The following is a 23,051-nucleotide window of genomic DNA, read 5'->3' on the forward strand; positions in this document are numbered from 1 at the left end:
TGCGGGCAACCCAGCCGGGCAGGGCCTACTAGGATCGGCGATTGTGACTACCTCCGACTGGGGCCGCGTCGGCGACGACGGCACCGTCTATGTGAAGACAGCCGACGGCGAGCGCGCTGTCGGGCAGATGCCCGACGCGACGCCCGAGGAAGCTCTGGCCTTCTACACGAAGCGCTATGACAACCTCGCACTCGAGGTGGACCTGCTCCACCGGCGGGTGCTGACGGGTGTGCTCTCGCCGGAAGAGGCCGCACAGTCGGTCCGACTGGTCCGTGACCAGCTGGCCGACGCGCACGCGGTCGGTGACCTGACCGTGCTCACCGGGAAGCTCGACGAGCTCGGCCCCGTCATCGCCACGCAGCGCGACGCACGCAAGGCGGCCAAGGCCCAGCGCTCCGCCGAGGCCCGCGAGCAGAAGTCCCAGCTCGCCGCCGAGGCGGAGAAGATCGCCTCCGGCCGCGACTGGCGCAACGGCGCCAACCGGCTGCGCGAGCTGTTGGACCAGTGGAAGCAGCTCCCCCGCATCGACAAGGCGGCCGACGACGAGCTCTGGAAGCGGTTCTCCTCTGCTCGCTCGGCCTACACCAAGGCACGCAAGGCTCACTTCGCGGAGCAGGACGAGCGCCGCGAGGGCGCCCGGGGCGTGAAGGAGCGTCTGGTCAAGGAGGCCGAGGCGCTCGCCGACTCGACCGACTGGGGTCCGACGTCCGGCCGCTACCGCGACCTGATGCGGGACTGGAAGGCCGCCGGACCGGCACCGAAGGCCGTCGACGACAAGCTCTGGCAGCGCTTCAGAGGTGCACAGGACCGCTTCTTCGGCGCCCGCGACGCCGCCAACGCCCCGCTCGACTCCGAGTTCGCCGCCAACGCGGAGGTCAAGCAGCAGCTCCTGGTCGAGGCAGAGGCCCTCCTCGCTCCCCTGGCCGAGACGGGCGACATCGCCGCCGCCAAGGCCGCCTTCCGTGTCGTCGCCGACAAGTGGGACGAGGCCGGCAAGGTCCCGCGTGATCGGATCAAGGACCTCGAGGGCCGGATGCGGGCGGTCGAGCAGACCATCCGCAAGGCCGAGGACGACCAGTGGCGTCGCTCCGACCCGGAGAAGTCCGCCCGCGCCGACGACATGGTCTCCAAGCTCGAGGCCGCGATCGCCGAGTCCGAGGCAAAGCTCGAGGGTGCCCGCTCGCGCGGCGACGACAAGCGCGTCCGCGACCTGGAGTCCAGCATCGAGGGACAACGCTCGCTGCTCGAGATGGCGAAGCGGGCGTCCGCCGACTTCAGCTAGCTGGTCACTCGGTAGGCGTCGAAGACGCCGGGCACCGACCGGACGACGCTGAGGACGGTGTCGAGGTGCTTGGCGTCGGCCATCTCGAAGCTGAAGCGCGACTTGGCGACGCGGTCGCGTGACGTCGTCAGGTTGGCCGACAGGATGTTCACGTGGGCGTCTGAGAGCACCATCGTGATGTCGGAGAGCAGCCGCGCGCGGTCGAGCGCCTCGACCTGGATGTTGACGAGGAAGGTCGACTGTCCGGTGGGGGCCCACTCGACGTCGACGAGCTTCTCGGGCTGCGAGAGCAGGTCCTTGGCGTTGGTGCAGTCCTGGCGGTGGACCGACACGCCGCCGCCCTTGGTCACGAAGCCGAGGATCGTGTCGGGCGGCACCGGCGTGCAGCACTTGGCGAGCTTGACCCACACGTCGGGCGCCCCGGTGACGATGACTCCTGCGTCTCCCCCGGCCAGGCTCCGCGGACGACGGGACCGACCGGTGATCGTGACGGCCTCGGCCAGGTCCTCCTGGGCACCCTGGTCGCCGCCGTGCAGCTCGATCACCCGGCGTACGACGGCCTGCGCACCGAGATTGCCCTCGCCGACGGCGGCATAGAGCGCCGAGACATCGGCGAGCCGCAGGGCGTCTGCGACGACGCTCAGGGAGTCGTGCGTGAGGAGGCGCTTGAGGGGCAGGCCCTCCTTGCGCATCAGCTTGGCGATCTCGTCCTTGCCGCGATCGATGGCCTCCTCGCGGCGCTCCTTCGTGAACCACTGCCGGATCTTGGAGCGAGCGCGCGGCGACTTCACGAAGTTGAGCCAGTCCCGCGAGGGACCCGCGCCTTCCGCCTTGGACGTGAAGATCTCGATCACGTCGCCGTTCTCCAGCGTCGACTCGAGCGGCACCAGCCGGCCGTTGACGCGAGCACCGATGGTCCGGTTGCCCACCTCGGTGTGGACGGCGTAGGCGAAGTCGACGGGCGTCGAGCCGGACGGCAGGGCGATCACGTCGCCCCGCGGCGTGAACACGTAGGTCTCGGTCTGGTTGATCTCGAACCGCAGCGACTCCAGGAACTCGCCCGGGTCCTCGACCTCGCTCTGCCAGTCGAGGAGCTGACGCACCCACGACATGTCGTCCCCGGACAGGCCACCGCCGGCGCGCTCCTTGCTGCCCGCGTCGCTCCCGGCGCGCCCGTCCTCCTTGTACTTCCAGTGGGCGGCCACGCCGTACTCGGCCCGGCGGTGCATGCCGAAGGTCCGGATCTGCATCTCGACCGGCTTGCCCTGGGGGCCGATCACCGTGGTGTGCAGCGACTGGTACATGTTGAACTTCGGCATCGCGACGTAGTCCTTGAACCGGCCGAGGACCGGGTTCCAGCGGGAGTGCAGCACGCCGAGCACGCCGTAGCAGTCGCGGTCCTCCTCGACGAGGATCCGGATGCCGACCAGGTCGTAGATGTCGGAGAACTCGCGGCCGCCGACGATCATCTTCTGGTAGATCGAGTAGTAGTGCTTGGGTCGCCCGGTGACGGTGGCCTTGATCTTCGCCTCGCGGAGGTCCTTCTCGACCTGGGAGATCACGCCGGCGAGGAACGAGTCGCGTGACGGCGCACGCTCGGCGACGAGGCGGACGATCTCGTCGTAGATCTTCGGGTGGAGGGTCGAGAACGCAAGGTCCTCCAGCTCCCACTTGATCGTGTTCATGCCGAGGCGGTGGGCCAGCGGCGCGTAGATGTCGAGGGTCTCCTTGGCCGTGCGCTCCTGGCTCTTGGGTGGCACGAAGCGCAGCGTGCGCATGTTGTGGAGACGGTCGGCGAGCTTGATGACCAGCACCCGGATGTCGCGCGACATCGCCACGATCATCTTGCGGATGGTCTCGGCCTTGGCGTTGTCGCCGTAGACCACCTTGTCGAGCTTGGTGACGCCGTCGACGAGCTGCGCGACCTCGTCCCCGAAGTCGCGGCGGCACTCCTCGAGCGTGTAGGGCGTGTCCTCGACCGTGTCGTGCAGCAGCGCCGCCACCAACGTCGGCTCGGTCATGCCGATGCCGGCGAGGATGGTCGTCACCGCCAGCGGATGGGTGATGTAGGGGTCGCCACTCTTGCGCATCTGATCGCCGTGGAGCCGCTCCGCGGTGACGTAGGCGCGCTCGAGGAGCGCGACGTCGGCCTTGGGATGGTTGGCGCGCACCGCACGGAAGAGCGGATCGAGGACCGGGTTGGCGACCTGCGTCCGCGTGCCCATCCGGGCCAGACGGGCCCGCATGCTGCGGCCGCCAGCCGGCTCGGTCGCCGAGGGCCCCGGGGCGCTCGCGTCCGGCGCCATCGGGCGGGACTCGGTGCGCTCCTCGGTCATTGGCCCAGTCTAGTGGCGCGGTCGCGGGCGCTACACCGTCAGGAGGGCAGTCAGCGGTACGTCGCCCAGCGCCGCACGACCATCGAGGAAGCCGAGCTCCATCAGCACCGCGAAGCCCGTGGTGGTCGCGCCGCACCTGGCGACCAGGTCCGCGGTGGCACGGGCGGTACCGCCGGTGGCGAGAACGTCGTCGACCAGCAGGACCCGGTCGCCGGGCGCCAGGGCGTCCTGGTGCAGCTCGAGCACCGCTTCGCCGTACTCCAGCTCGTAGGCGACGTCGTAGGTGGCGTGCGGGAGCTTGCCGGCCTTGCGGACAGGGACGAAGCCGACACCCAAGGCCAGGGCGACCGGAGCCGCGAGGATGAATCCGCGTGCCTCCATGCCGATCACCTTGTCGACGACGACCTGACCGTCGCGGTCCCGCCCCGGGGAGGCGAGACCTGCGACCACGTCGGCGAAGCCCGTCGGGTCCGCGAGCAGCGGGGTGATGTCCTTGAACACCACACCGGGCTCGGGGAAGTCCGGGATGTCACGGACCAGCCGCGACAGGGCGTCCGCCGCCCGATCGATCTGCGCCGGGTCGCCCATCCCTCGGCTACTTCTTGCCGCGCTTGGAGCGGGCCTGGCGCACGGGCTGGCTGCGACCGCTGCTGCCGCCGTCGGTGACCGGCCGGCTGGCCTGCGGCACCGTGCGGCCCTTGCCGAAGGGGTCCTTCGACGTGACCGTGCCCGAGCCGGGTCCGCTTGCGGGTCGCTCGTCCTGGTCGTCCAGGTCGCGCAGCTCATCGGGGTCCTCGAGGTCGGCGCCGCCCGCCCCCGGGCGGCCGACGGCGGTGCCCTCGTCCTTGAACACCGGGACCGCGGCGTAGCGGTCGGCGAGCGCCCGCTGCTTCGCCCGGGCACGCCGGGCCTGCAGCTGCACCTCGGTCTCGCGCATCTTCATGTGCACGAGGATGCGCGGCGCGAGCACGACGGAGGAGTAGACACCGACCGCCATGCCGACGAACTGGACCAGGGCCAGGTCCTTGAGCGAGCTCGCCCCGAGCTGGACGCCGGTGAAGTACAGGATGGTCCCCAGCGGGATCAGCGCCACGATGCCCGTGTTGATCGAACGGACCAGGGTCTGGTTGACGGCCAGGTTGGCCGCATCGGCGTAGGACTGCGTGTTCTTGCGGAGGACGGTGGTGTTCTCCTTGACCTTGTCGAACACGACGACGGTGTCATAGAGCGAGAAGCCGAGGATGGCCAGCAGACCCGTGACCGCGGCCGGTGTCACCTGGAAGCCGGAGAGGGCGTAGACGCCGACGACGAGCGCGATGTCGTGGAACAGTGCCAGCAGGGCCGCCACGGACATGCGCCACTCGCGGAAGTAGGCCCAGATGAAGAACACGACGGCGACGAGGAAGATCACGATGCCGGTCAGTGCCTGCTTGGCCACCTCCGCGCCCCAGCTCGGACCGATGTCCTGCTCGGAGATGTCGCTGTCGCTGATGTCCGGGAAGACCTCGAGGATCACGTCGCGGACGGCGGACGATCCCTCGGAGTCCAGGTCGTCGGTCGTCAGGGTCAGCGCCCGGTCGCCCTCGGTGGTGACCAGCGGCGTGCCGACCTCGGCGTCGGACTCGCCGACGGCGTCGCGCAGCTCGTCCGCCGCGTCCTGGTCAGCATTCCCGGAGCCCACGGACACGGTGAACGTCGTGCCCCCGGTGAACTCGACGCCCATGTTGAGCGGCTTGACGTAGAGCACGAGAGCGGCGAGTGCGATGACCACGAGCGAGATCGCATACCAACGCCACGGGTTGCCCACGAAGTCGACCGACCTACGCCCCTGGTAGAGGTCGTTGCCGAGACGAGACATCTTGCCCATCAGGCGTCCCCTCCTGCCGAGACGGTCGATCGCGACGGCGCCGCATCGATGCCGAGGGTCTCCTTGCTGAGACCCGAGAACCGGTGACCCGAGTTGAACGCCTTGAACTGTGCCAACCACGAGACGGCCGGCTTGGTGAACCAGAACAGGACGGCGAGGTCGATGAGGGTCGTCAGGCCCAGCACGAAGCCGAAGCCCTTCACCGCGCCCGTGGCGAACACGTAGAGGATGAAGGCCGACAGGAGCTGCACCGTGTTGGCGGCCACCCGGGTGACTCGCGCCCGGGCCCAGCCGGTCTCGACCGCCACCCGCATCGACTTGCCCTCACGCATCTCGTCGCGGATGCGCTCGAAGAAGATGATGAACGAGTCGGCGGTGACACCCACGGCGATGATCAGGCCCGCGATGCCGGGCAGGGTCAGCGTGAAGCCGGCCGCCTTGCTCAGCAGCAGCACCATGCCGTAGGTGATCACGGCCGCGACCAGCAACGACGCCACGACGACGAGGCCCAGGCCGCGGTAGTAGAGCAGGCAGTAGAGCATGACGAGCCCGAGGCCGAAGCCGAGAGCGGTCAGGCCGACGGTCAGCTGGTTGCCGGCGAGCGAGGGGCCGATCTCCTCCACGGAGGTCTGGTCGTCGTTGAAGGTGATCGGCAGCGCGCCGAACTTCAGGCTGTTGGCCAGGTCGAGCGCTTCCTGCTCGGTGAAGTCACCCTCGATCTGCGAGCGGCCGTCACTGATGATGCTCGTCATGCGCGGGGCCGAGAGCACCTGGCCGTCGAGCACGATCGCGAAGAGCTGCGGCTCGCTGCTCTCCGAGGACTGCACCAGCTGGCTGGAGATGGTGCGGAAGTCGTCGGCCGCACCGGGCGAGCCCTCGGGCCGCGCCTCGTCCTTGTCGTTGCCCATTTCGATGGCGACGACCCAGCCGATGCCACCCTGCGGGGTCTGGGCACTGGCGTCGTCGAGCTCGGTGCCCTCGATGACGGAGCCGCTCAGCAGGTACTTGGTGGAGACGCCGGTCTCCTTGTCGGGCTGCGAGCAGGCGACGGTCGGCTGGTCGGGGTCGTCCGCGAGGTTCGCCGGCTGGCCGGGCGAGCTCGGGTCGTCGGGGTTGATCGAGTAGAGGACGCCTGCGTCGCAGTAGTAGCTGCTGAAGGAGGCGATCGCCTCCTGGTCGGGGCTCGAGATCCACGCGATCGCCTCGTCCGCTGTCCACTCGGCGTTGTCGTCCGCGGCCGGCCCCTCGGCCGGCGTCCCGCCGTCCGTTGCTCCGTCGGTCGGCGTGGCGCCGTCGGTCGGCGTGGTCGCCGCGGCGGTGTCCGTCGCGGTGTCGGTGGCCGTGTCCGTCGCGGGAGCGGTCGGCTCGGCGTCGTCCGCAAGGGTCAACGGCGCGCGACCCAGGCCGAGCCCCCCGCCGCCGGACGCCGCGAGCGCGCACGGGTCGCTCGAGCGACCGTCAGCGCAGGCCACCAAGCGGAACCGCAGCTGGGCCTGTCGCTTGACGGTCTCCTCGAGCTGCTCGCGGTCGGTCTCCTTGCCGGGGACCTCGACGACGATGTTCTTGTCGCCCTGCGTCGTCACCGCGGCCTCGGCGACGCCGGAGCCGTTGACGCGCTGGTCGATGATGCGGCGGGCCTCGTCGAGGTTCTCCTGGCTCGGCGCCTCCTCCGCGGTCAGCGTGATCCGCGTGCCGCCCTGCAGGTCCAGTCCGAGGGTCGGCTTCCACGGGGTCGCCGAGGAGTTCTGGGCCAGGGCGACCAAGCCGTAGATGATGGCGACACCGAGGAAGAAAATGACCAGGGCGCGGCCCGGCCGGGGACGGCGTGACGCCATGGCTCAGCGCTCCTCGGTGGTGTTGTCGGTGCTGGCGCCAGCGTCCTTGGCGAGGCTGATGCCCTCGTCGGACGAGCCGGCGGCGTCCTCCTCGACCTCGCCGACCTCGTCGACGACGTCACGTCGGACGGAGGCGACCGCGCCACGCATGACCTGGATGACGACGCCGGGGGCGATCTCGAGCTCGAGGTGCTCGCCGTCGGTGCCGACGATGCTCCCGAGGATCCCGGACGTCAACATGACGTCGTCGCCGACGGACAGCGCCGCCTGGAGGTCGGCGGCCGCCTTCCGCTGGCGTGACGCCGGGCGGATGATCAGCAACCAGAAGATCACTGCGATCGCCACGATCGGCAGCAGTGATGCAGCGTTCTCCACGGACACACCTCTCCAGCGGGGCAGACGGAATGGTCCGCCCGTACGACGGCACGGCGGACCGACGGGCAAGTGTAGCCACGACGCCCAGCCGATCGCGGATCGGCATCGGTCCGTGGCCGCGCCTACTCGTCGAACAGGGTCGGCGGGCCGCTGTCGACGGCCGGAGGCGGCGCGTCGAGCCCGAGGTGGGCCCAGGCCGCTGCCGTGGCGACCCGGCCGCGCGGCGTGCGCGCGAGGAACCCGTTGCGGACGAGGAAGGGCTCGGCGACCTCCTCCACCGTCTCCCGTTCCTCGCCGACGGCCACGGCCAGCGTCGACACACCCACCGGGCCACCACCGAAGCGGCGGCAGAGCACGTCGAGGACGGACCGGTCGAGCCGGTCGAGGCCCAGCGCGTCGACCTCGTAGAGGTCGAGGGCCGCTTCGGCGACCTGGCGGGTGACCACGCCGTCCGCTCGCACCTGCGCGTAGTCACGCACGCGCCGCAGCAGTCGGTTGGCGATGCGAGGCGTGCCCCGCGAGCGTCCCGCGATCTCGGCCGAGCCCTCCTCGGTCAGCTCGACGCCGAGGAGTCCCGCCGAGCGGTGCACGATGAGGTCGAGCTCGTGAGGCTCATAGAACTCCAGGTGCGCGGTGAAGCCGAAGCGGTCCCGCAGCGGCCCCGGCAGCAGCCCCGCGCGTGTCGTCGCACCGACGAGGGTGAAGGGAGGGATCTCGAGCGGGATGGCGGTCGCACCCGGCCCCTTGCCGATGATCACGTCGACCCGGAAGTCCTCCATCGCGAGATAAAGCATCTCCTCGGCCGGCCGGGACATCCGGTGGATCTCGTCGACGAAGAGCACCTCGCCCTCGTTGAGCCCCGACAGGATGGCGGCCAGGTCGCCGGCGTGGGTGATGGCCGGCCCGCTGGTGAGTCTCAGCGGGACACCCATCTCGTGGGCGATGATCATGGCCAGCGTCGTCTTGCCGAGTCCGGGAGGACCGGACAGCAGGACGTGGTCGGGCGCACGGCCGCGCTGCCGCGCCGCCTCGAGCACGAGCCCCAGCTGGTCCCGCACCCGCCCCTGCCCGACGACCTCGTCGAGGCTGCGCGGACGCAGGGCCGCCTCGACCGCCCGCTCGTCGCCCTCCGCCTCGGCGGCGGTCAGGGAGCGGAGATGACTGTCCTCGGCGGCAGCGAGATCGTCCTCGTGGAATCCCATCGTCACGCCTTGGACAGTGAGCGCAGCGCGGCGCGCAGCAGGGCGCGAACGTCGGGCACCGGACCGGCCTGGTCGGCGACGGCATCGACGGCCTTCTCGGCGTCACGGGTGGCGTAGCCGAGGCCCATCAGGCCCTGGTGGACCTGGTCTCGCCACGCGGTTGCCGCAGCCGGCACGCCGACGCTGCCGGCTCCGCGGGGGGCGCCGATGCGGTCCTTGAGCTCCAGGATGATCCGCTGGGCGCCCTTCTGGCCGATGCCGGGGACCTTGGTCAGGGTCTTGACGTCGTCGGAGGCGATCGCCGCCCGGACTCCGTCGGGTGAGAGCACCGCGACGATGGCCTGCGCCACCTTGGGCCCGACGCCCGACGCGGTCTGGACGAGCTCGAAGACCGCCTTCTCCTCCTCCTCGGCGAAGCCATAGAGGGTCAGCGAGTCCTCACGCACGACCATCGAGGTCGGCAGGGTCGCCTGCTGGCCGGTCCGCAGCTGGGCCAGGGTGCCGGGGGTGCACAGCAGCTCCAGCCCCACTCCCCCGACCTCGACGACAGCACTGGACAGGGTCAGGTCGGCGACGGTGCCGCGGACGAAGGCGATCATCGGACTCCTCCGGGGAGACGGCTGCGCAGGGGCGAAGCAGCGGGACGGGCACGGGCGACGGCAGCGTCGAGCCTGGCCTGCGCTCCGCCGCGCCAGATGTGGGTGATGGCCAGGGCGAGGGCGTCGGCGGCGTCGGCGGGCTTCGGCGGCGCGTCGAGCCGCAGGATCCGCGCCACCATCGCACCCACCTGCGCCTTGTCGGCACGCCCGTTGCCGGACACCGCTGCCTTCACCTCGCTCGGGGTGTGCAGCGCGACCGGGATGCCGCGACGGGCCGCGCACACCATGGCGATGCCGGCCGCCTGGGCGGTGCCCATGATCGTGCTGACGTCGGAGCGGGCGAAGACCCGCTCGATCGCGACCGCGTCGGGCTGGTATTCATCCAGCCGGGCATCGATGCCCTTCTCGATCGTGACCAGCCGCTCGGGGACGGCGAGATCGGAGGAGGTGCGGACCACGCTCACGTCGACCAGCGTCAGGGGACGGCCGATCGAGCCCTCCACCACGCCGAGCCCGCAACGGGTCAGCCCCGGGTCGATCCCGAGCACGCGCACGTCGTCACCTTCCGTCCGAACATGTGTTCGTACGGAACGTTAGACGACTGTCGCGGAGATGTGGACGCGACACGCGCGAGGCGCCGGAGGCACTCACTCCTCGATCTGGTCGAGGACCTCGTCCGGGATGTCGGCGTTGGAGAAGACGTTCTGCACGTCGTCCAGGTCGTCGACCGCGTCGACGAGCTTGAACACCTTCCCTGCGGCGACGGGATCGGCGACAGGGATGTCCATCGAGGCGACGAACTGGACGTCGGCCGACTCGTAGTCGATGCCGGCGTCCTGCAGGGCGCTGCGGACCGCGACCACGTCGGTGGCCTCGGACTGCACCTCGAAGGCCTCGCCGAGGTCGTTGACCTCCTCGGCGCCGGCGTCGAGCGTCGCCTCGAGGATGTCGTCCTCGGAGACGTCCTTGCCCTCCTGCGCCTTGGCGACGATGACGACGCCCTTGCGGGTGAAGAGCCGCGAGACCGAGCCGGGGTCGGCCATGGTGCCGCCGTTGCGGGTGGCCGCTGTGCGGACCTCCATCGCAGCGCGGTTGCGGTTGTCGGTGAGGCACTCGACGAGCACAGCGACGCCCTGCGGTCCGTAGACCTCGTACATGATCGTCTCGTAGTCGACGCCGCCGCCCTCGAGGCCGCCGCCGCGCTTGACCGCGGAGTCGATGTTCTTGTTGGGGACCGACTGCTTCTTCGCCTTCTGGATGGCGTCGAAGAGCGTGGGGTTCCCGGACGGGTCGGGGCCACCCATCTTCGCGGCGATCTCGATGTTCTTGATCAGCTTCGCGAACAGCTTGCCGCGCTTGGCGTCGATCGCGGCCTTCTTGTGCTTGGTGGTCGCCCACTTGGAGTGGCCAGACATTTCCCGTCCCTCTATCTACCTCGACGACATGCGGCTGCCGAAACAGCCCTGCAACTCTATCCGGCGACCATCTCGAGGAAGATCCGGTGCACCCGACCGTCGCCATCGACCTCCGGGTGGAACGAGGTGGCCAACAGGTGCCCCTGTCGTACGGCGACCGGGTGGCCCTGCGCGCTGGCGAGCACGTCGACCCCCGGCCCGGTTCGCTCGACCCACGGTGCGCGGATGAAGACGGCGTGCACGGGCTCGGCCAGCCCGGCGAACTCGAGATCGTCCTCGAACGAGTCGACCTGGCGACCGAACGCGTTGCGGCGCACGGTGACGTCGAGCCCGCCGATGGTCTCCTGGTCGGCCGTGCCGCCCTCGATCCGGTCGGCCAGCAGGATCATCCCGGCGCAGGTGCCGAAGGTCGGCATCCCGCCGGAGATCCGCTCCCGCAGCGGCTCCAGCAGCTCGAAGGTCCGCGCCAGCTTGGCCATCGTCGTCGACTCGCCACCGGGCAGGACCAGGGCGTCGCACCGATCGAGCTCGCCCGGCCGCCGGACCGGGAAGGCCTCGGCCCCGAGGGCGCTCAGGGCGTGGAGGTGCTCACGAACGTCGCCCTGCAGGGCGAAGACTCCGACGGCTGGCACGGGCCGAGCCTAGGGCCCGGGCCGTGCTCACTCCGCACCGCAGTAGGCGCGCCAGTCGTTGCCGCCCGACAGCGGGTCGCGGTGGACGGGCGTCGTGGTGGCCGTCCCGACGTTGACGCCTCCGGGTGTCGTCTGGGTCTGGACGATGACGTTGAAGTTGCCGTTCTGTCCAGAACCGCCGCTGGTGTCGGGCACGTCGTAGGTGACGGTCTGGCCGACGTTGGTGGTGCTGCCGAGGATCGCCATGTGGGTGAGCGCGTTGTTGTCGGCGCGTCGGACCTCGACGCGGTACTGGTAGCCGTTGCTGGTGTCGATGAAGCTGATGCGGGCGCTGCCGTTGATACCGGTGTTCGTGCAGCCCGGCTGTGCGTGAGGCGCAGCAGTCAGGGTGAAGCCCGACACGAGCGGTGTGGCGGCGTTGCCGGCGGCGTCGGTGGCGGTGAAGGTCAGCTGGTAGGTGCCGGCGGTCATCACCGCGGCGGTGAGGCCGGTGGTGGCGTACTGCGTGCCGGACACCACGGTCATCTGCTGCGGCTGGCACGCGGTGCCGGCCACGAAGACGCTGCCGTTCCAGCACTCGTTACCGTTGCGGACGACCTTCACGAACACCGTCGCGACCCCGGAGCCGCCGGTGTCCGTCGCGGTGACGCAGATCTGGCTGGCCCGCGACGTGCAGGCCACCGGCGCCCAGCCGGCACCGCTCGCGTTGTTCGCGGGCACGGGGGCGGAGAGTACGGGGGGCGTCGTGTCGAGCGGCACCGGGACGCTCGCGGTGGTCCGAACGGACGCGGTGTCGGTCCAGTACGCCGAGGTGAACGCCCAGGGCGCCTGGCCGCCGGCGCCGAGCAGGCCGCCGACGACGATGGCGCCGACGGCACCGGCCGGGACGAGCAGCCGGGCACGGCGCGGGGCGTCCGGGCCGGTGCGGTCCCTGCGCCCGAACCCGAGCCACAGGGCGATGAGGACGACGACGGTGGCGACGACCAGGCCGAAGGGGCTGGTGGCGGCGTTGACGACGTAGCCGAGGTGCGGGATGCCGAGGTCGACACGGTCCGCGGAGCTCACGAGGTAGCGGTCGGCGTCGGGGACGTTGTTGGTGTCACCCTGGAGCGTGAGCAGGAACTGCTCGCCCGCGGGCGCGACGTCGACGATGCGGTGGGTGACCAGGCCGCCGTCGGACGTCGGGACGCTGACGACGTCGCCGACCTCCAGCGATGCGGCAGGCACCTCGCGGGCGACGCCGAGGTCGCCGGCCTCGTAGGCCGGGCTCATCGAGCCGGACCCGAAGACCAGCGGGGTCACGTTGAGGAGCCAGCCGGCCGCCAGCACCAGCAGGCAGAGGGCGCCGAGCGCGCCGGCCACCCAGAGGAAGGTCTCGCGGACGATGCGGGTCGTCGTCGTCATGGCTGCACCTGTGTCGCGGGGAAGGTGAAGGTCACGTCGGACGTCGCACCGGTGGTCAACGCGGTCGCCGACCGCGTGACCTGGATGCACAGGTCGTGGGACGCGTTGGGCGCGAGGACGGGGCTGGCGGCGACGGACAGCGCGTTGATCGCCACCGGGCCGGCGACGACGGTGCCGTTGGTGCACTGCTGCCCCGACAACTGGCCGGCGCGCCTGATGGTGACGGTGAGGTTGCCGCCGAGGGCGCCGGGGTTGGTCGCGGAGCCGGTGATCCGGTAGGTGAGGCTCACCGGTCCGACGGAGTTGTTGCGCACGTTGAGGATCGCGGCTCGTGAGCCCGACGCGGGGATGCCGGTGAGGTCGAGCCCCGACCACGCGACGGCGTTCTCGGGCTTGACCTGCTGACGTCCGTCGAGGTCGATGTGCAGCGCGCCGGCCGTCACCGAGCCGGGGACGACCGTGCCCTCGCTGGTCCAGTACGCCGAGGTCACCGTGGCACCGGTCCCGACGAGCAGTCCGACGGCCAGCAGGGCACGCGTGCGACCGCGTCCGAACCAGCTCCTCCTGCTCCGCTCGACCAGCTGCTCAGCCACGGGACGCCTCCTCGCGCCGGCGCGAGGGGCGCAGCAGCGCGATGCCCGCGCCGATCAGCCCGGCCGCGACCCACAGGGTCGTCCCGGCGATGCCGTTGCCGGTGTCGGGCAGGGCGTCACCGTCGCCGTCACCCTGTCCCCCGGTGCCGTCGCCGTCGCCCTGGCCGTTCCCGTCGCCATCGCCGTCACCCTCGCCCTCGCCGGCCACGTCGCCGTCCTCGGAGAGGGTCAGCTCGACGCGGAAGGGGATGGACTGCAGCTCACGGGTCGACTCCCAGGCGAACGTCGCCCGCAGCCGCACCCGGGTGATGGCGTCCTCCGGGACCTTGAGCTCGGTGACGGCTCGGGTCTCGCCCTCGTCGACCGGCACCCAGGGCCGGTTGCCGACCTTCGCCTCGAGGACGATGTCGCTGTCGGCGAGCAGGAGGTCGGGGTCCTCGGCCACCACGTCGACGGTCAGCACGCCGGCCGACGGTCCGTCGTTGCGGACGAGGAAGGATCGCTCCTCGACGTCTCCCGGCACCACCCGGAAGTCCGGGTCGAACAGCGGCGACGTCAGCTCGTTCGACCAGGTCAACCCGTCGGTGCTGAGCCCGATCTCGTCCGCCGCGTGCGCCGGCGCGGCGCCGACGACGACCACCGCGACTGCGGTGGACGCCATCAGGGCGAGGCGACGGATCACGGTGGACTCCTGTCAGGGCTGGTGGGGCGGATCGGTTGTCAGGTGGATCGGCGCCCTCGGCGCCGGATGTAGGCAAGGAGCAGGATCGAGATCGCCACTCCCCCGGCGACGAGTGCCGGGACCGGCAGGGACGCTGCCGGCGGGGCCTGCGGTGCTGGTGTCGGTGGCTCCTCCTGCGGGGGTTGCTCGTGGAGCTGGGGCTGCTCGTCCTCGGGGCCCTTGCGCCGCCCCCTGCGATCGCGCAGGGAGCCGACGAACATGTAGGCCGCGTAGCCGATCAGGAGGGCCGAGACCCCCCAGACCGCGGTCTGGCGCTGTCGTCCCGACAGTGCCGTGTTCACGTGTCCGAGCCAGGGAACCGCGTACCAGAGCCGGCCCCGGACCTGGACCTCCTCGACCCCGTCGGGGTCCTCGCTGTCGTTGGCGTCGCCCTGGGTCGTGAGCACCGTCTCGCCGTCGAGACGGGCGGAGACCTCGGTGACCCGGTGGGTCACGACGGCCGCCTTGCCCGACTCCAGCTGGGAGGTGATGACGTCCCCGACGGCGATGTCCTCGATCGCGACGGGCTTGACGACGACCAGCGTGCCCGGAGGGTAGTCGGGCCTCATCGATCCGGTGAGCACGGTGTAGGGCGCTGCGCCGGCGAGTCGCGGAATCACCACCGCGACCGCCAGCACAGCCACCACACCGAGGATCACCAACCAGGACAGGACCTGTCCCGTCCAGCCGATGACGTCACGCATGGGCCGTCGGACCGACCGAGGGATCAGGGGCTGTGGACCTGGACCGCGTTGAGCGTGATCGCGTCGAGGTCGGCCGTGGCGAGCTCCGAGTCGATGTTCTCGTCGCCGTACGGGTAGGCCACCGTGATGGTGATCGACACGGGGGTCGGGCCGTCGACGTCGACACCCGTGTCGGCACCCACCGGCTCGGTCAGCACGGCCGAGACGTCCAGGACGTCCGAGCCGAGCGAGATGTCGGCGACCGAGGCCTGGTCGATCTCGACCGTCGCGCGGAGGTGGTCGCCGGTGCCGTCGATCGATGCCGTGCAGGTCTTCTCGATGGTGTCGCCCGGGACGACGAGGTTGACGGTCTCGCCGGGGCCGAGCACGTCGGCGTCGGCGTAGACCCAGTCCTCGCAGGAGCCCGTGGTCAGGCTCAGGTCGCCCGCCGTGACGGACCCGCCGTCGACGACGTCCGAGTCGGTCCAGAACGCCAGCGTGCCGGCGCCGCCCATCAGCAGGACGGCCGCGGAGCCGGCCGCGAGGGCGCCCTTCGTGGTCTTCTTCATCGTGCTTCTCCATTCCCCATGTCCAACGACGCGGTTCGCTCGGTGTGCAGGTGTGGACGAGTGCCACACCTCCTCAACGGAGGGGAACACGAGGCGACACGGAGCGTCCGGAGAATCGGGACTTTGTCCCGCTGGACCATCGGATCCGATAGTCGACCGTCGGATCAGATGGTCACCAGCCGCGCTCGGCGAACTGGATCGACCGCGCCGGCTCGTCGACGTTGATGCCGACCATGGCCTCGCCCAGCCCGCGGGAGACCTTGGCGACCACGTCGGGGTCGTCGTGGAAGGTCGTCGCCTTGACGATGGCCTCGGCACGCTGCGCGGGGTTGCCGGACTTGAAGATGCCGGAGCCGACGAAGACGCCCTCGGCGCCGAGCTGCATCATCATCGCGGCGTCGGCGGGCGTGGCGATGCCACCGGCGGTGAACAGCACGACGGGCAGCTTGCCCGAGCGCGCCACCTCCACCACCAGGTCGTACGGCGCCTGGAGCTCCTTGGCCGCGACGTAGAGCTCGTCGTCGGAGAGCACGGTGAGGCGCCGCAGCTCGCCACGGATCGTGCGCATGTGGGTCACGGCGTTGGACACGTCACCGGTGCCGGCCTCGCCCTTGGAGCGGATCATCGCCGCGCCCTCGGTGACGCGTCGCAGGGCCTCGCCCAGGTTGGTCGCGCCGCACACGAAGGGGACGGTGAAGTCCCACTTGTCGATGTGGTTGGCGTAGTCGGCCGGGGTCAGCACCTCGGACTCGTCGATGTAGTCCACGCCGAGCGACTGCAGCACCTGAGCCTCGGCGAAGTGACCGATCCGGGCCTTGGCCATCACCGGGATGGACACGGCCTCGATGATCCCGTCGATCATGTCGGGGTCGCTCATCCGCGACACGCCGCCCTGGGCGCGAATGTCGGCGGGGACCCGCTCGAGGGCCATGACGGCCACGGCGCCGGCGTCCTCGGCGATCTTCGCCTGCTCGGGGGTGACCACATCCATGATCACGCCGCCCTTGAGCATCTCGGCCATGCCCCGCTTGACCCGGGTCGTGCCCTGGCCGTTGCTCTCTGGCGTGGCGGTGGCGCTGAGGTCCTGCTGCTCGCTCATGGCGTCGATCCTAGACCGACCCGAACGGTGTTCAGGAACCGGTCCCGGGGTCGGTCGTCCCGGTCGCGGCCGCGGCGTCGGCGGCATCGAGGGCGATCGCCTGGCGTCGTACCTTCAGCACGCGGAAGGCCACCGTGTAGGTGCTCGCGAAGGCCAGCGCCCAGAGGGTGACCTCCATGAGGATCGGCAGGTCGAGGAGATCGCCCAGGCCGGTCATCACGAGGATGGAGACGAGGCGGTCGGACCGCTCCGCGATGCCGCCCTTGGCGTCCATGCCGAGCGACTCGGCGCGGGCCCGGGCGTAGGAGGTCACCGAGCCCATGACCAGGCACCACAGCGACAGGTAGAGGTAGATGTCGCTGTCGCCGGGGCCGGCGAAGTAGAGGACGAGCCCGCCGAAGATGGCGCCGTCGCCGAAGCGATCGAGCGTGGAGTCCCAGAACGCACCGAACCGGGAGACCCGGCCCATCTCGCGCGCCATCCGCCCGTCGATCAGGTCGCTGAAGACGAACGCCGTGATGAACAGCACCCCAGCGAGCAGCTCGCCGCGCGGGAAGAACGCGAGGGCGCCGACGCAGACGCCGACCGTGCCCACCAGGGTCACGGCGTCGGGGCTGATGCCGAGGCGGATGAACAGCCGCACGAACGGGTGCAGCAGCGTCCCTGCCCAGAACTCCTTGAAGCGATCCAGCACGGGGACCGAACCTACTGCACCGTCACGGCCGCCACGCACTCGCGAGCAGGTCGCGGGTGTCGCCGAGCAGCTGCGGGAGCGTCTTGGTGCCGCCGATGACGGTCATGAAGTTCGCGTCGCCCGACCAGCGCGGGACGACGTGCTGGTGCAGGTGGCCCGAGAGCGACCCGCCCGCGGCCCCGCCCAGGTTGAGGCCGACGTTGAAGGCGTGCGGCTGGGAGACGGCGCGGATCGTGCGCAGCGAGGCGCGGGTGAGGGCGTTGATCTCGGCGTTCTCCTGATCGTCGAGGTCGAGCAGGTCCGGGACGTGGCGATAGGGCAGCACCATCAGGTGCCCCGGGTTGTAGGGGTAGAGATTGACCACGACGTAGGCGCACTCCCCCCGTACGACGACCAGCTCGTCGTCCGACGAGGTCGACGCATCCGGGGTGATCCGGCAGAACGGGCAGGCCGGTCGCGGGTCGGCGTGGGCCGGCTCCTCCTCCTCGTCACCGGCGGCGCGGACGTAGGCCATCCGGTGCGGCGTCCAAAGCCGCTCCAGCCCGTCGGGACCGCTCACTCCCCCCGCTCCTCGTCGCTGCGGAGCATCTGGAAGAACTCCGCGATGGGCAGGTCCGGCAGACTCACCCCGCGGGTCCGGGCAATCCCGTCGATCTGCACCCAGACGGATTCGCTGAGCACCGCCGCGAAGACCTCGGGCGCGGGCGCGCGGGTGTCGCGCTCGAGCCACCGGCGGACCGCCGCGAAGACGGCCCCGATCAGCCCGAACACCCAGGGGTCGAGGGCAGCGAGGTCGTCCTCGCTCAGCTCGACGCCCAGGGCCATGACGACGACGGTCATGATCCCCTCGATGGCCTCTGCCACCTGTTCGATGGCCTGGCTGAGCGGGCTCGGCCCCCAGTCAGCGACGTCGCGGCCGACGAACCACAGCAGGCTGGGCTGCGCGACAGCCCAGTCGATCAGGGCCCGGATGATGCGGCTGATGACCTGGTCCGGGGTGCCGTCATGGGCCAGGGCGGGCAGGAGCTGCTCCCACAGCTCGTCGCAGATCCGCCGCTGCACGGCGCGGTCGAGGTCGGCACGGTCCTCGAAGTGGCGGTAGACGACCGTCCGGCTCATCCCGGCCTGGTCGGCGACGGCCTGCACCTGGATGTCCTCGCCCGGCTCCTGGCGCATCAGCACCGCGAGCGCAGCGTCGATGATGAGTTGGCGCCGGACCTGGTTGTGCTCCTGCCAGCGACGTCGCCGACCGTCGAGCTCCGGCTCGTCCTCGGTGGCGGTCATGGGTCAAACCTTCTCACGGTCATGGGCGGGGCGCGTCAGCCGAACCGATGGAACCACTTGCCGAGGTCGGCGCCGATGCCGTCGCAGGTGACGTTCTTGTCCCGCTCGCTCTCGACCCACTGGCCCATCACGGCCGGCCCGCCCTGGATCGACCAGTCGTCGCCGCACCGGTTCAGGGCCTCCGCGCGGGAGGTCTGGCCGGCGGCCCGCCACTCCGGGATGCCGCCGAGGCTGAGGTTGCCGACGACGGTCTCGTAGAGGTGCGGCGTGGAGTAGACCCCGATCCGGAAGCCCGCGTCGACGTAGCCGCGCGCCACGCCCTCGATGACCGCGGCGTTGGCCTGCTTGTCGCTGCTCCACTCGAAGGACGGCACCGGCTCGACGTCGATCCACACGATCGGGCTCAGGAGGCCGACCTGCCCCATCGTCCCGATGTTGTAGCGCGCCTCCTGGTAGCCGGCATTGCGCAGCTGCCCGAGTCGCGTGGAGGCGTCGTAGGGGCCATCGGCGCCGTACTCCTGGAGCTGGGCGCGGCTGGGATAGCTCGAGACGGCGTAGACCGCGACGAGCACGTCGTTGTCCTTGGCCCACTGCACCTGACTGGCCAGACAGGGGTTGGGCGTGAACGCCGGGCCATTGGTGAGGCCGAGGATCACGTACTCCGCCTCGGCCTCCGGCATCGGAAGGCCCTTGCCCTGCTTCTCGGGGATGCCGGTGCCGATCGGGCACTGCGGCCAGCTCACGTCGCCGCCGAGGACGTTGCCGTCGCGGGGCGCGATGTTGCTGGTCGGTCCCCCGCTCTCACGGGCGAGCTCCTCGGCGAGATCGGCGAGGTCGCTGGCATCGGCCCCGGGGTCCCCCGCGTCTCCCCCTGGTACGACGCCCGCACTCGGCGACGCCGTCGTCGGCGTGGGCGCCGGGGGCCGGGCGGGGGCCCCTGCGCCGGTGTCGGATCCGCCGCCGCAGGCCGTCAGCGCGAGCGGGCCCAGCAGCGCGACCAGCGCGCCGGCGATGGTCCGCCGCGTCGTCATCTCAGACCTGCGCGCGACTGGCGACGGCCTCGACCACGCGCTCGATCGCCTCGGCGATCGGGACGCCGTTGTCCTGGCGACCGTCGCGGTAGCGGAAGCTGACCGCCCCCTTCTCGACGTCCTCGCCACCGGCGATGAGCATGAACGGGATCTTCTGCAGCTGGGCGTTGCGGATCTTCTTCTGGAAGCGGTCGTCGGTCTCGTCGACCTCCACGCGGACGCCGCGCGCCTTGAGCTGGTTGGTGATCTCGTACAGATAGTCGGTGAACGCATCCGCTACGGGGATGCCGACGACCTGCACCGGCGCGAGCCACGGAGGGAAGGCGCCTGCGTAGTGCTCGACGAGGACGCCGAGGAAGCGCTCGATCGAGCCGAACTTCGCCGAGTGGATCATCACCGGCTGTTGCTTGGAGCCGTCGGAGGAGGTGTACTCCAGCTCGAAGCGGGCCGGCTGGTTGAAGTCGTACTGCACGGTGCCCATCTGCCAGGTGCGACCGATAGCGTCCTTGGCCTGGATGGAGATCTTCGGACCGTAGAAGGCGGCACCACCGGGGTCGGGGACCAGGTCGAGCCCGGACTCGGTGGCGACCTGTTCGAGGATCGAGGTCGCGGTCGCCCAGTCCTCCTCGCTGCCGATGAACTTGTCCTTCTTCGCCTCGTCGCGGGTCGACAGCTCGAGGTAGAAGTCGTCGAGCCCGAAGTCGCGCAGCACGCTGAGCATGAAGTCCAGCAGGTGCTTGACCTCGGCCGGGGCCTGCTCGGGGGTGCAGTAGGAGTGGGAGTCGTCCTGGGCGAAGCCGCGGACGCGGGTCAGCCCGTGGATGACACCGGACTTCTCGTAGCGGTAGACGCTGCCGAACTCGAACAGGCGCAGCGGCAGTTCGCGGTAGGAGCGGCCGCGGCTGCTGAAGATGAGGTTGTGCATCGGGCAGTTCATCGCCTTGAGCTGGTAGTTCGCGCCCTCGAACTCCATCGGCGGGAACATCGTGTCCGCATAGTGCGGCAGGTGTCCGGAGGTGTGGAACAGCCCGTCCTTGGAGATGTGCGGAGTCCCGACGTAGGAGAAGCCCTCCTCGATGTGCCGACGTCGGACGTAGTCCTCCATCTCCCGCTTGATCACTCCACCCTTGGGGTGGAAGACCGGCAGGCCGGAACCGATCTCGTCGGGGAAGGAGAAGAGGTCGAGCTCGCGACCCAGCTTCCGGTGGTCGCGCCGCTCGGCCTCCTCCAGGCGGTGGAGGTGCTCCTCGAGCGCCTCCTTGGTCGGCCACGCGGTGCCGTAGATGCGCTGGAGCTGCTTGTTCTTCTCGTCGCCCCGCCAGTAGGCCGCCGCCGAGCGCATCAGCTTGAACGCGGGGATGCGCTTGGTGGTCGGCAGGTGCGGGCCGCGGCAGAGGTCCTTCCAGGCGACCTCACCCTTGCGGTTGATGTTGTCGTAGATGGTCAGCTCGCCGGCGCCGACCTCGGCGCTCGCGCCCTCGGCCGCATCCGCCGCCGAGCCCTTGAGACCGATCAGCTCGATCTTGTAGGGCTCGTCGGCGAGCTCGACGAGGGCGTCCTCGTCGGCGGTGACCCGACGGTCGAAGCGCTGGTTCTCCTTGATGATCTTGCGCATCGCGGACTCGAGCTTGACGAGGTCCTCGGGCACGAAGGGCACGTCGACGTCGAAGTCGTAGTAGAAGCCGTCGGTGATCGGCGGACCGATCCCGAGCTTGGCCTCGGGCCAGAGCTGCTGCACGGCCTGGGCCAGCACGTGGGCGGTCGAGTGACGCAGGATGTCGAGACCGTCGGCGCTGTCCATCTCGACGCCCTCGACCTCGTCACCATCGGCGAGCGCGTAGGAGAGGTCCTTGAGCTGCCCACCGACGCGCGCCGCGATGACGTCGGACTGGTCGCGGAAGAGCTCCCACGCCCTGGTCCCGTCCGTGACCGTCGACTCCTGACGTGCGTCAGGGGTGAGTACGACGACCTTGATGTCGGGCACGACGAGGGCTCCTTCTGAGGTGTGGTTGCTCCCCGGCTGAGGGCGCGACTCGATCGTATCGGCCGGACCGTCCGCTGACGCAGTCGATTCCCGCGGCGGCTCGGGAGCGGGACCCATCCCTCATGAAATGGCCGGAAGCGGGCACCGCACGGCCATGTCCACTCAGCAGAAGCTCCAGTACACGACTCCCGGACTCGACGAGACCAGCGCCCAGCGGGTCGTCGAGCTGTTGCAGGGCCGCCTGCACGCCGCCAACGACCTCCACCTCACCCTCAAGCACGTCCACTGGAATGTCGTCGGTCCGCACTTCATCGCCGTCCACGAGATGCTCGACCCCCAGGTCGACGCCGTGCGCGGCTTCGCCGACGACCTGGCTGAGCGGATCGCCACCCTCGGCGGTTCTCCGCAGGGCACGCCCGGCTCGATCGTCGATGCCCGGACGTGGGACGACTACTCCATCGGCCGTGCCACCACCCAGGAGCACCTGGCCGCGCTCGATCTCGTCTACCAGGGCGTCATCACGACCTACCGCGATGGCATCAAGGAGCTCGACGACCTCGACCTCGTCACCCAGGACATGTTCATCGCCCAGACCGAGCAGCTCGAGCTCTTCCACTGGTTCGTCCGTGCCCACCTCGAGGACAAGGGCGGATCGTTGGCGACGCAGGGCGCCACCACTGAGGCGGAGGCGGCCCGCGCCGCCTCCTGATCGTGTGTGCCGTCGGGCGGGCTCCGACTGTCAGCGACGCTGCAGGAAGACCCGTCCGATGGCGCCGATCGGAGAGCCGCAGGCTTGACCGATCGTCGCGACGACCTGGGCGTTGCAGGCGCGGAAGCCACGCTCGTAGCCGACCGCCCGGCCGTCGACCCGCAGGTTGAAGTCCTCGCCCACGAACGGCCGGAGGGCGAAGACACCCTCGGCGTTGGTCCGCGCGGTGCGGACCAGCCTGTTGTCACCCGCCCGCAGCAGGGCGACGTCGACGCCCCGGACGGGGCGGCCGGTGCGGGCGTTGACCACCCGACCGCGGATGTAGGCCGGCGTCGCGTTGATCCGGCCGAGCGACGTGCCGTCGGCGACCTCGTCGGCGAAGTCGGGTCCGAACTGCACGTAGCCGCCGCCGATCCAGCCGCCCTGCACCCGGCCGTTGGAGATCACCCTGACGAACGTCGGGCCGCCGATCAGGATCTCCGGGTTGCGCGCGACCGAGAAGCTGCCGTCGCTCCCGGTCGTGGTGCTGCCCAGCAGCGTTCCGCCGGGCTCATCCCAGACCTGGACTCCGACGCCGGCCTCGTAGGTACGCCCGACGTAGTCCCAGATCCGACCGGTGATCGGCGCGGGCGGAGCGACGCCACGCTCCGCGGAGGCACTGACGGGCAGGAGGCCCGGCGCACAGGCGACGGCGAGCAGCAGGACGAGACCGAGGAGTCGCTTCATGCTCACATTGG

General features: G+C 70.4%; 24 protein-coding genes. 2 read left to right on the forward strand and 22 right to left on the reverse strand.

Annotation, left to right across the window (positions count from 1 at the left end):
- The first annotated feature begins 43 nt into the window (after nucleotides 1–43).
- Complete coding sequence (locus E9934_RS10300; RefSeq protein WP_136562808.1) at nucleotides 44–1,282, forward strand: DUF349 domain-containing protein; 1,239 nt, start codon at nucleotides 44–46, stop codon at nucleotides 1,280–1,282.
- Here E9934_RS10300 and E9934_RS10305 read toward each other — a convergent pair.
- The 21 genes from E9934_RS10305 to thrS form a co-directional block, all read right to left on the reverse strand.
- Nucleotides 1,279–3,618 (reverse strand): RelA/SpoT family protein, encoded by a 2,340-nt coding sequence (locus tag E9934_RS10305; RefSeq protein ID WP_136562809.1) that lies wholly within the window; start codon nucleotides 3,616–3,618, stop codon nucleotides 1,279–1,281. The two genes, E9934_RS10300 and E9934_RS10305, sit on opposite strands and share 4 nt — an antisense overlap.
- A gap of 30 nt (nucleotides 3,619–3,648) precedes the next feature.
- Nucleotides 3,649–4,206, reverse strand: a complete 558-nt coding sequence (locus E9934_RS10310) for an adenine phosphoribosyltransferase (protein ID WP_136562810.1) — start codon at nucleotides 4,204–4,206, stop codon at nucleotides 3,649–3,651.
- A gap of 7 nt (nucleotides 4,207–4,213) precedes the next feature.
- Complete coding sequence (gene secF / locus E9934_RS10315; protein ID WP_136562811.1) at nucleotides 4,214–5,485, reverse strand: protein translocase subunit SecF; 1,272 nt, start codon at nucleotides 5,483–5,485, stop codon at nucleotides 4,214–4,216.
- Nucleotides 5,485–7,320 carry a protein translocase subunit SecD gene (gene secD / locus E9934_RS10320; protein WP_136562812.1) on the reverse strand — a complete coding sequence of 612 codons (1,836 nt, stop codon included), beginning with the start codon at nucleotides 7,318–7,320 and terminating at the stop codon, nucleotides 5,485–5,487. Before secD ends, secF begins: the two co-directional genes overlap by 1 nt.
- 3 nt (nucleotides 7,321–7,323) lie before the next feature.
- Complete coding sequence (gene yajC / locus E9934_RS10325; protein WP_238694880.1) at nucleotides 7,324–7,695, reverse strand: preprotein translocase subunit YajC; 372 nt, start codon at nucleotides 7,693–7,695, stop codon at nucleotides 7,324–7,326.
- Between the two features lie 122 nt (nucleotides 7,696–7,817).
- Nucleotides 7,818–8,897, reverse strand: coding sequence for a Holliday junction branch migration DNA helicase RuvB (ruvB, locus tag E9934_RS10330; protein ID WP_136562882.1), 1,080 nt, complete (start codon nucleotides 8,895–8,897; stop codon nucleotides 7,818–7,820).
- A gap of 2 nt (nucleotides 8,898–8,899) precedes the next feature.
- Nucleotides 8,900–9,496 (reverse strand): Holliday junction branch migration protein RuvA, encoded by a 597-nt coding sequence (gene ruvA / locus E9934_RS10335; protein WP_136562813.1) that lies wholly within the window; start codon nucleotides 9,494–9,496, stop codon nucleotides 8,900–8,902.
- Nucleotides 9,493–10,050, reverse strand: a complete 558-nt coding sequence (gene ruvC / locus E9934_RS10340) for a crossover junction endodeoxyribonuclease RuvC (RefSeq protein WP_136562814.1) — start codon at nucleotides 10,048–10,050, stop codon at nucleotides 9,493–9,495. Before ruvC ends, ruvA begins: the two co-directional genes overlap by 4 nt.
- Before the next feature lie 93 nt (nucleotides 10,051–10,143).
- Nucleotides 10,144–10,911: a YebC/PmpR family DNA-binding transcriptional regulator gene (locus E9934_RS10345; protein ID WP_136562815.1), complete on the reverse strand. Its 768-nt coding sequence runs from the start codon at nucleotides 10,909–10,911 to the stop codon at nucleotides 10,144–10,146.
- Nucleotides 10,912–10,967: 56 nt separating this feature from the next.
- A complete protein-coding gene (pdxT, locus tag E9934_RS10350; protein WP_136562816.1) occupies nucleotides 10,968–11,543 on the reverse strand; it encodes a pyridoxal 5'-phosphate synthase glutaminase subunit PdxT in 576 nt (191 codons plus the stop codon).
- 27 nt (nucleotides 11,544–11,570) lie between these two features.
- Entirely contained in the window at nucleotides 11,571–12,947 is a 1,377-nt protein-coding gene (locus E9934_RS10355) for a signal peptidase I (RefSeq protein WP_136562817.1), read from the reverse strand.
- Nucleotides 12,944–13,540 carry a SipW-dependent-type signal peptide-containing protein gene (locus E9934_RS10360; RefSeq protein WP_136562818.1) on the reverse strand — a complete coding sequence of 199 codons (597 nt, stop codon included), beginning with the start codon at nucleotides 13,538–13,540 and terminating at the stop codon, nucleotides 12,944–12,946. The genes E9934_RS10355 and E9934_RS10360 overlap by 4 nt, the downstream gene beginning before the upstream one ends.
- Complete coding sequence (locus E9934_RS10365; RefSeq protein ID WP_136562819.1) at nucleotides 13,533–14,222, reverse strand: hypothetical protein; 690 nt, start codon at nucleotides 14,220–14,222, stop codon at nucleotides 13,533–13,535. The genes E9934_RS10360 and E9934_RS10365 overlap by 8 nt, the downstream gene beginning before the upstream one ends.
- 38 nt (nucleotides 14,223–14,260) lie before the next feature.
- A complete protein-coding gene (locus tag E9934_RS10370; RefSeq protein WP_136562820.1) occupies nucleotides 14,261–14,965 on the reverse strand; it encodes a signal peptidase I in 705 nt (234 codons plus the stop codon).
- A gap of 23 nt (nucleotides 14,966–14,988) precedes the next feature.
- Nucleotides 14,989–15,513, reverse strand: coding sequence for an alternate-type signal peptide domain-containing protein (locus E9934_RS10375; RefSeq protein WP_136562821.1), 525 nt, complete (start codon nucleotides 15,511–15,513; stop codon nucleotides 14,989–14,991).
- Between the two features lie 172 nt (nucleotides 15,514–15,685).
- A complete protein-coding gene (pdxS, locus tag E9934_RS10380) occupies nucleotides 15,686–16,612 on the reverse strand; it encodes a pyridoxal 5'-phosphate synthase lyase subunit PdxS (RefSeq protein ID WP_136562822.1) in 927 nt (308 codons plus the stop codon).
- A 31-nt stretch (nucleotides 16,613–16,643) separates the two neighbouring features.
- Nucleotides 16,644–17,306, reverse strand: a complete 663-nt coding sequence (gene pgsA, locus E9934_RS10385) for a phosphatidylinositol phosphate synthase (protein ID WP_136562823.1) — start codon at nucleotides 17,304–17,306, stop codon at nucleotides 16,644–16,646.
- 22 nt (nucleotides 17,307–17,328) lie between these two features.
- Nucleotides 17,329–17,820 (reverse strand): HIT family protein, encoded by a 492-nt coding sequence (locus E9934_RS10390; protein WP_136562883.1) that lies wholly within the window; start codon nucleotides 17,818–17,820, stop codon nucleotides 17,329–17,331.
- A gap of 41 nt (nucleotides 17,821–17,861) precedes the next feature.
- Nucleotides 17,862–18,590, reverse strand: a complete 729-nt coding sequence (locus E9934_RS10395; protein WP_136562824.1) for a TetR/AcrR family transcriptional regulator — start codon at nucleotides 18,588–18,590, stop codon at nucleotides 17,862–17,864.
- A gap of 35 nt (nucleotides 18,591–18,625) precedes the next feature.
- Nucleotides 18,626–19,621 carry a glycoside hydrolase family 25 domain-containing protein gene (locus E9934_RS10400; RefSeq protein ID WP_136562825.1) on the reverse strand — a complete coding sequence of 332 codons (996 nt, stop codon included), beginning with the start codon at nucleotides 19,619–19,621 and terminating at the stop codon, nucleotides 18,626–18,628.
- Between the two features lies 1 nt (nucleotide 19,622).
- The gene (gene thrS / locus E9934_RS10405) at nucleotides 19,623–21,605 is read right to left on the reverse strand and encodes a threonine--tRNA ligase (RefSeq protein ID WP_136562826.1); all 1,983 of its coding nucleotides are present in this window, start codon (nucleotides 21,603–21,605) and stop codon (nucleotides 19,623–19,625) included.
- A gap of 154 nt (nucleotides 21,606–21,759) precedes the next feature.
- On the opposite strand from thrS, the gene dps reads away from it, so the two are divergent.
- The gene (gene dps / locus E9934_RS10410) at nucleotides 21,760–22,314 is read left to right on the forward strand and encodes a DNA starvation/stationary phase protection protein Dps (RefSeq protein ID WP_136562827.1); all 555 of its coding nucleotides are present in this window, start codon (nucleotides 21,760–21,762) and stop codon (nucleotides 22,312–22,314) included.
- Nucleotides 22,315–22,344: 30 nt separating this feature from the next.
- On the opposite strand, the gene E9934_RS10415 is transcribed toward dps, so the two are convergent.
- Entirely contained in the window at nucleotides 22,345–23,040 is a 696-nt protein-coding gene (locus tag E9934_RS10415) for a carboxypeptidase regulatory-like domain-containing protein (protein WP_136562828.1), read from the reverse strand.
- Between the last annotated feature and the right edge of the window lie 11 nt (nucleotides 23,041–23,051).

The sequence above is a fragment of the Nocardioides caeni genome, assembly GCF_004912195.1.
Taxonomy (GTDB): domain Bacteria; phylum Actinomycetota; class Actinomycetes; order Propionibacteriales; family Nocardioidaceae; genus Nocardioides; species Nocardioides caeni.